General features: G+C 68.5%; 6 protein-coding genes and 2 pseudogenes. 4 read left to right on the top strand and 4 right to left on the bottom strand.

Annotation, left to right across the window (positions count from 1 at the left end; all coding sequences use genetic code 11):
* Positions 1-1,124 precede the first annotated feature (1,124 nt).
* The 4 genes and pseudogenes from AQJ11_RS44695 to AQJ11_RS44680 all read right to left on the bottom strand — a co-directional run bounded on the left by AQJ11_RS44695 (position 1,125) and on the right by AQJ11_RS44680 (position 5,153).
* Positions 1,125-2,112, bottom strand: a pseudogene (locus tag AQJ11_RS44695) (Dyp-type peroxidase).
* A 250-nt stretch (positions 2,113-2,362) separates the two neighbouring features.
* Positions 2,363-3,247, bottom strand: a complete 885-nt coding sequence (locus AQJ11_RS44690) for an SDR family oxidoreductase (protein ID WP_244218681.1) — start codon at positions 3,245-3,247, stop codon at positions 2,363-2,365.
* A gap of 38 nt (positions 3,248-3,285) precedes the next feature.
* The gene (locus AQJ11_RS44685) at positions 3,286-3,741 is read right to left on the bottom strand and encodes a VOC family protein (RefSeq protein ID WP_059267344.1); all 456 of its coding nucleotides are present in this window, start codon (positions 3,739-3,741) and stop codon (positions 3,286-3,288) included.
* Positions 3,742-3,941: 200 nt separating this feature from the next.
* Entirely contained in the window at positions 3,942-5,153 is a 1,212-nt protein-coding gene (locus tag AQJ11_RS44680; RefSeq protein ID WP_059267343.1) for a serine hydrolase domain-containing protein, read from the bottom strand.
* A 344-nt stretch (positions 5,154-5,497) separates the two neighbouring features.
* Between AQJ11_RS44680 and AQJ11_RS44675 the strand changes: the two genes are divergently transcribed.
* The 4 genes and pseudogenes from AQJ11_RS44675 to AQJ11_RS53055 form a co-directional block, all read left to right on the top strand.
* Positions 5,498-6,259, top strand: a complete 762-nt coding sequence (locus tag AQJ11_RS44675) for a GNAT family N-acetyltransferase (protein ID WP_244218680.1) — start codon at positions 5,498-5,500, stop codon at positions 6,257-6,259.
* Positions 6,260-6,564: 305 nt separating this feature from the next.
* Positions 6,565-7,056 carry a hypothetical protein gene (locus tag AQJ11_RS44670; RefSeq protein WP_059267342.1) on the top strand — a complete coding sequence of 164 codons (492 nt, stop codon included), beginning with the start codon at positions 6,565-6,567 and terminating at the stop codon, positions 7,054-7,056.
* Positions 7,057-7,390: 334 nt separating this feature from the next.
* Positions 7,391-7,678: a hypothetical protein gene (locus AQJ11_RS44665; RefSeq protein ID WP_059267341.1), complete on the top strand. Its 288-nt coding sequence runs from the start codon at positions 7,391-7,393 to the stop codon at positions 7,676-7,678.
* A gap of 118 nt (positions 7,679-7,796) precedes the next feature.
* Positions 7,797-7,925, top strand: a pseudogene (locus AQJ11_RS53055) (IS701 family transposase); the annotation flags it as partial.

Here is a 7,925-nt window from a genome sequence, read left to right as displayed (position 1 = left end):
CGGCAAGCAGCTGCGCAAGCTGATGAGCTGGGTGAACGAAGAGGCGTAAGGGCGCACGGAGCGGCACCGGCCGGGTCGCCGATAGCGGCCGCACACCGCCGTTCCGGCGAGGGTGGCGCGGGGCGCCGACGAACAGCTCGCGCCACGGAAGCCGGTTCGGGGCGTGGAACGCCGCTCAGGTACGCAGGGACGGCAGGCGGCCACGTCGGACTCGGGGCTGGGCGCCGTCCGGCCGCGTGTGTCATCGCGGCTTCCGACGACGCCCCGGACCGCCTCCACAGGCATCGAACTCGTCGCTCAGACGGTGTGGCGTCATCGGGTCGAAGCTGACCGAGTCGCCCTCCGAGAGTTCGTAGGTATCGAAGCCGATCTGCACACGATCGGGCCGAGTAGGACTAAACGAAACTCTCGCGCCGCGTGGCGCATCATGTCCTCTGCCGCACCCGAGGCGCTGGCCGGCTCATGGCGGACGGGCTCGGCTGCCGGCCTGCTGCACCGGACCGCTCACCGCCGTGAACCGGTGCACCTGTACGTCCGGTTCGCCGACCGCGGGAGCGCCGGGGCAGAACCCGCCGGCACCGGCTGCAGGACGAGGGACGTCGCCGACTCGGCCACGTGTTCGGCGGCCCGGCCGACGTTCCCTTCATGCTGAACAGCATCCGTTCGACCCGGCCGGCTCCTGGCCGCAGCTCCGGTCCTACGGATCGTCGCGCCTTCACCCCGGACGACTGCATCGGGCTGATGATCACCGCGCTCGCCTGCAACGATCCGTCGTGGTGCTGGAACACGTCGGTCTCTGACCGACGACCGGTCCGGTCCCGGGGGTGACCTGGACTACGTGCTACCGGTCGGCACAGCGGCCGTACGGCGTCACCGCGACGTCGTCACCGTGCCCGGGGTCCGGGATGACCGCATCGACCTGCGCCGGCTCGACACGCCTCGCTGGACTGGGAGACGATCGCGCGGTGGGTGGGGGACCTGGCCCTCCCCCACCGGACACGCATGCCCCGTCGCCAGGGAACACGGCAGGCGTGCGTCCCGTCCCCGCGCACAGCGCGCCGCGACGGTCTACGGCCGCAGCGGGTGTCCCCGCGCAGTCCTGAACTCGCAGGTACCGCGGATCCTCAGCCGTGTTCCTCGGTCGGAGAAGCGGCGGAGGGCTCAGGGGCCAGCGGGTCGGGGAGGTCTTCCAGGAAGTCGGCGGACGGCGTGAAGAACAGGGAGCCCGTGACCGGAGTGGAGAAATCCAGGATCCGGTCGTAGGACACTGACGCCGTGCCCAGGAACATGCGCTCCAGCATCGTCTCCGTGACTTCGGGAGTGCGCGCGTACCCGATGAAATAGGTGCCGAACTCCCTACGGCCCACGGATCCGAAGGGCATGTTGTCACGGAGGATCTCGCGCTCGTTGCCGTCCGCGTCGGTGACCGTGGTCAGAGCGACGTGTGAGTCCGCCGGTTTAGGCGTCGTCCGCCAGTTCCACGTCGGACAGCTTCCGGCGACCGATCGCCTTCTCCTTCGACCGGCAGGGCTGTCCATGCGTCGAGGTCGTGCAGGTACTTCTGCACGACGACATAGCTGCCGCCTGTGAACCGGGGGCCTTCCTCGCCGACGAGCACGGCCGCGTGCGCCGCCGGGCCCGTCGGATTCTCCGTGCCGTCGACGAAGCCCAGCAGGTCACGTTCGTCGAAGTACTTGAAGCCATGCACTTCGTCCTGGACCGTGACCGCTCCGCGCAGTCGGCTCATGAGTTCCGTGGCGAGCGCGAAGCACAGATCCAGCCGCGAAGCGCGGATGTGGAACAGCAGGTCGCCGGGGTGGCCACGGCCCGGTGCAGCGGACCGTTCAGTTCCCGGGATGGATGCAGCCTGGCCGGGCGCGGTCCGGCGAACAGCCGGTCCCAGGCGTGCGAACCGATACCTGTGACGCAGCTCAGCCTGCCGTCGGGCTGGACACGGAACCCCACGGCCCGTTCCAGTGAGCCGAGATCCGACAGCAGTTCGCGAACGGTGGTCTCGCCACCGCTGTCGATCGTGACGACCAGGAAGATCGCCGCACTGGTCAAGGGAGACAGAACCATCTGAGGCACCGGTTCCGCGGCGTGTCCGGACATGCATCATCCTCTTTCATCCACGTCGGTGGCAGATGATCTCAGCGGCAGTAGTCGCTGAGACGATCGGTGCGGGACCACTCGCGCTCGTCCGGAACGTGAAAATCCAAGGCGAAACGGCGCAGCGGCCGGGCCCTTGTGGACGGAGGTGACAGAGGGCAGCTCCACGGCCGCGAGTTCACGGACCGCACCGAGGAGGCGGATCCTCAGCGACGTCATCAGCCGCTCTCTTTCATGCCGCGGTTCATGTTCTTCACTCTCTGGGGCAGCCGTCGTCGGAAGATCCGTGACGGGGCCTGTAGGCGCCGTCCGGGTGCTCGGCGCTGCCACGTCTCTCGGTGCTCTCCCGCCCAGGTCGACTGGTGCACCATGCCCGGTAGCTCGTCTGCGCAATGAAGGCGTCGGCCCCTGGCAGAAGGTCCGTGGGCCGAAGACGCGCGCCGAAGAAGGGGCTGCGCACGTCCGTGAAGACGTGGCGGTGCTCCGCGTGCACGGCGGTGAGGGCGGCACGCACGAACGCGTCCAGCCTGAACTTCTCAGGGCCGGCGATCTCACGGACGCCGATCAGGGGGCGGGACACGGCAGTATGCGCGAGCAGGATGGCCACGTCGGTCAGGGCCACCGGGCGCACTTCGACCGGCGGCACCCAGACGATCCAGTCTTCGGTGCCGGCAGTCGCTATGTCCTCGGCCGACTCGAACATCTGCGTGGAGCGCACTATGGAATAGGAAATGCCGGACCGCTGAATCATGGTTTCGTGCGCCTGGAGGGCTCGGAAAGCACCCTCACTTCTCACACGGTCCACACCTACCACGGACAGGGAGACATGGTGGTCGACACCGGCTGCCGTCTCGGCCTGCAGGAGGGCGCTGGTGGAACGTCGCCATGACGCGACGAGGCCCTCCTCGTCCATGACAAGGCCGTGATCATCGGTGGCGATCCCGGTGTTCAGGGACGGCTGACGAGAGAGGTCGATCACTACTGAACAATTACGCAGGGACTCGGCGATCTTTTCTCGCGTGAGCGAGTCAAGACCCCCGGGTGCCGAGATCAGATCGACCTCGTGTCCGTGATCCCTGACCCAGAGTGCGGTCTCGGCGCCTATGAGCCCGCCGTCGTCGAACACAACGACCTTCATCCGGAAACTCCCCTATGGACGGAACCGCGTCGCGGTGCTCAACTGGACTCTTCGGGCGTGGCCGCGTGGATCCCTGTCAGCAAACCGGTGGACTGACCCACCTCGATGAGGTAGCCGTCGGGGTCACGGAAGTAGCAGCGCAGCTCGGATCCGCGGTCGACGGGCTCGGTGAGGAAGTCGGCACCGTTCGCGACGGCATGCGTGTAGAAGGCGGCGATGTCGGCCACTCGCACGTTGAGGAAACTGGAAACACGCTCACCGCTTCGTGGCGCCTCCAGTGTGACGCCTGGCTTGTCGGGCGTGGGACCGCCGCCGGGATTCATGATGATCCACGTGTTGGCGACCTTGACGATCGCCGGATTCTCCCCCATCACGACCTCGCCGCCGAAGACGTCGGCGTAGAAGCGCCGGGACACCTCGACATCGCGCACCGTCAGGAAATGCGTGAGAAGGAGGCCCCGCTCCGGTGCGGGGAGATCCCCGTCAGGTGTCATCGTCCGTCATTCCCTTCATGGGCCCGTGTGGCTGAAGGTCTGACCGAACAGGCACCCGGTCTGTGACACCGGCGGTCGTCCGTGACGAAGGTCCGAGGCCCACCGTGCACGGGGAGCGAGTGTCCGCGGTGCCGACCTCCGCCGGCCGGCGCCGCGGAGCCCCGGGGGTGATCAGTTCGCCTCCCGGGCGTGTGGGAGGCTCAGTGGCGAACGACCTGGGGAGAGATGTCCTCGGTGAAGGCCTCACCGCCGGAGCGGGCGACCTTGCTGTTCTTGACCGGGTCGACGCCGCAGAACGCGGCTTCCAGAGTGCCGGCCAGCACGGTGTTGACGGTGCCGTTGTTGGACGTGTTCGCCATCGACGTCATGCTGCGCTTGCCGTCGGCCGTCGTGAAGGCGTACGTGTAGTAGCCCTGCACGGTGCCGGTGTGACCGTAGACCGTCACGCCGCAGGACAGTTTCCTGCCCCGGAGGCCGAGTCCGTAGGACTGGGTGCCGTCCGCGTTCACCGGGACCATGCTCATCATCTCCCGCAACTGCGGCTGCGGGACGAGCTTGCCGGAGACGATCGCGGCGAAGAACCGGTTCAGATCCGCCGAGTTCGAGATCACCGCGCCGGCGGACTGGGCCCAGGAGACGGTCTGCTCGGTGGAGTCCACCAGCGGCAGGGTCGTGTCGTCGTCGCGGACGTAACCCCGCGCGTAGGAGCCGGTGATGGTCGTCTGCGGATGCACGTAGGACGTGTTCTTCAGGCCGAGCGGCTGGAAGATCCGCTTCTCGTACTGCGTGGCCATCGGCACACCGGTGACGTGCTCGATCAGCTGGCCCAGTACCACGAAGTTGGTGTTGGAGTAGCTGTAGGCGGCGCCCGGCTGGTTGGTGGGCTGGTGCGCGGTCGAGAGGTCGATGAGTTCCTGGAACGTGAACACCTTGTTCCGGACCGCCTCGAAGCCCGGGACGGTGTGGTAGAACATGTCGTTCGTGTAATCCCACAAGCCACTGCGATGACTCAGCAAGTGGCGCACGGTGATGCGATCGTCCGGCAGCGGCTTGGGGAGGTAGTCGTTCGCCGGCGCGTCCAGGTCGACGCGTCCCTCGGCCACGAGTTGCAGCAGCACCACGGTGGTGAAGGTCTTGCTGACGCTGCCGACACGGAACCTGCGGTCGGCGTCCATTGCCGTGTCGGCCGCGGTGTCCGCCTTCCCCACGGCGATCCGGTAGCTGGAGGCGCCCGAGTCGATGCGGGTGAGCGCGCCAGGCGCCCCGTTGGCCATCGCCTGCTTCTGCACGGCGAGCACACCCGTGACCGACGGGCTGGGAAGGCTGGTGGTGGCGGCGCCGGCGGGCGTCACGGCCACAGCAGCCATCACGACGGTACCTGCGAGCACGACGCCCGCGTTCTTGATGCGCATCCGATTCTTTCTGACGTGATCGGGTGAAGACGCTGAAGCGATCCACGGGTCGTGGGACGGTCCCTGACAAGACACGTCACGGGCCCTTACTTTGAAGGACAGTCATGGGTTGGGGATCGCCGGCCAGAACCATAACGCACACGCTGGACACAGCGGCGAACACAGGACCGCCTCATCCTGGGCCTCCCGCCGGGAACCTCACCCCGGACGGGATTACACTCACCGAGCCCCCGTCAGAACCGCGAAGCAAGAAGGCCGTGTTCATGATGCATGCAGCAAGGGCGAACAACACGCCACACGATGACCGGACGCAATCCCGGGAGACTGCCCGGGTCCCCGGCCCGATGGCGTCGGTGTTCGCCAACTTCCGCCAGTACCTCATGGGATGGGACGCGGAGAGCCGCCCGGGACCCGAGGTCGATCAGTTCCGCAGCGGGCTCGCCACCCCGCAGTTCAACGGCGTGGTGCGCGCGCGGTCCACGTCCGCGATCGGGCCGGCCGTGGCGGCCGTTCGCAGGGACCTGGCGGGTCTTCCCTGGTGGTGGTGGGTCGGGCCCGACAGCCCCGAGGACACCGCCGACGCCCTGCGGCGTCACGGCGGACAGGAGCTCGCCGCCCTGCCGGTGCTGGTGAGGTCGCTCGGCCACCCGGCCGACACACTCGGTCCGACCGGTCAGGACGGTGCACTCGCCGGCCTGCGGGTGGAGACGGTGCGGGACGGCGAACGGCTGGCGAAGCTGGTCCGGACGTACCGGACGTCGATGGGTATCGCGCCCGGCCTGGAGCCGGAGATGGTGCGCATCGAGTCGCAACGCGAGGACAACGCGGACATCGTCCGGTTGGCCGCGGTACTGGACGGCCGGGTGGTCGGGTCGACGGTGGTGATCAACGCCCACCGGGTGGCCGGGATCTTCCTCGTGCACGTGGCCGAAGCGCATCGCCGACGGGGCATCGGTGCAGCGTTGACGGTCGCCGCGCTCCGGGCGGGGCAGGAGAGAGGGATGCGCTCCGCCGCGCTCGTGGCGAGCCCAGCGGGGGAACCGCTGTACCGGCGCTTCGGCTTCACGACGCTTTCCGAGTACCGCCTGTTCGCCTTCCCGGCCTGAACCGCCGCCCGCGGTGGTGACGTCGGTGGTGCCGTACGACAACGGCGCCAGCTGTCACGTCACGACGTTGTGGCAGCCGCACGGAGACGGGGCAGGCACGGCCGGACGCGCCCTCATGAGGCCCGGTTCGCGGGCCGGCGGACGATGTGCGTCATCGGCGCCGCGGCGCTGCCGCACACTGGCGGAAGCCGGGGCAGACGCTTCCGTGTCACAGATTCACTCGATGCTTGGTCATGGCAGGAGAACCCCGCCAACACAACGTTGGTTGAACGGTGTGAATTCGCCGAACCGTGTCGAGGACTCCAGTGAACGCCGTACTCCGCTCCACGCTGTCAGCCGCTCGCAGACGCCCTGAACGCATATCGGCCGCCACGTGGCTGGCCTGTGCCGCCCTGACCCTGGTCGCCCTCGGCATCTCACTCCCGCACGACGGCGCCGACACGGGTGACAACCGTGTCGGCGCCGGGCGCACCTGCCGTTCCGCCCTCCCCGCCGACCAGGAGCTCTCCTGTGGCACATACGGCTTCGGAGACCTGCGTTACGTGTGCCCGGTGCCCGACGCGCCGCGGCGCTGTTCGAAGACCACGCAGGTGCGGATACGCAACACCGGGCCGTCCACCGTGTACGTCACCGTCATCCACGGGCCGCGTGAGGGCGAGCGCCTACAAGGCCCGGAACGGGAGATCGCCCCTGGTCACACGGCTGGCCTGCGCCCTGGGCAGGGAGACCTGCTGTTCGACCTCACCCTGCGTGGCGCCGGCCCCCTCAAGACCCTGACGGTCGTCTCCGTGCGCTGAGCCCGTCCGCATCCCTCGCTCCAGTGCCGGCCTGACGCCCTGGGCGACCGGCTCGGTCACTGCCGTCGTGAGGCAGTGCCGTTCATCGCCGGGGCACCGCCGCGGATCGATCGAGCGTCTCGGCGATGGGCGGGTCCGCGCGGAAACGGTCCACTGTGTGTCGTCGGTCAGGAGCACGGTGCGGCTGGATCGGCGTGGCGGGCAGCCGAACGGTGTCGCCGTCTGCGGTCCAGGGCAGGACGGCGTCCATGAACTCCATGCTTGTGTATCACTTCGGCAGTCGTGCGACCTGCCGGCACAGGCACTGATCGCCAACCGATCCGACGCGCATGCGATGTTCGACGACGTCCGCGACACGGCCGGCCTGCGCCAGGGCCTGGCCGTCACCGGCCCTCAGCAGTACGGCGCGTCGGCCTCCAGCACCGTCGAGGCCATGATCGGCCCGATCACCGCCGCCTACGTCCGGCTGGGCCACCCGCCGGAGCAGGCACGGGCCGCAGCCACGCTCCTCGTCTCCGGCCCGTGCGGATTGGGCCAGGACCACCTGGTGACCCGTGACGTCGCCCGTACCGACGCGGCAGCCGACCGTCTCATCGGCGGAGCCACCGCGGCGTCCGGCTGACCCGGCGCGCCGACCGCCTCGCTGCTCCCCGGGACCCGTCTGCCCGGCGCTCAGCTAGTACTCCAGTCAGAAATCGTTGCCTGAGCTGGTCGGCGTCGTTGTTCTGGTCGTGGTGGGGATGGATGAAGCCGGTCTGTGGGCGGCGGAGTTGGAGTCGGTGTTCGCGCGGGTTGCGGGCCGGTTCTTGAGGGTGGACCTGCGGTGGCGGATGCGGGATTACGTGCGTGGTCTGCTGGCTCCGGTGGAG

Origin of the sequence: Streptomyces corchorusii, from assembly GCF_001514055.1 — a bacterium.
GTDB lineage: Bacteria > Actinomycetota > Actinomycetes > Streptomycetales > Streptomycetaceae > Streptomyces > Streptomyces olivaceoviridis.
This window is presented reverse-complemented; position numbering and strand designations above follow the sequence as displayed.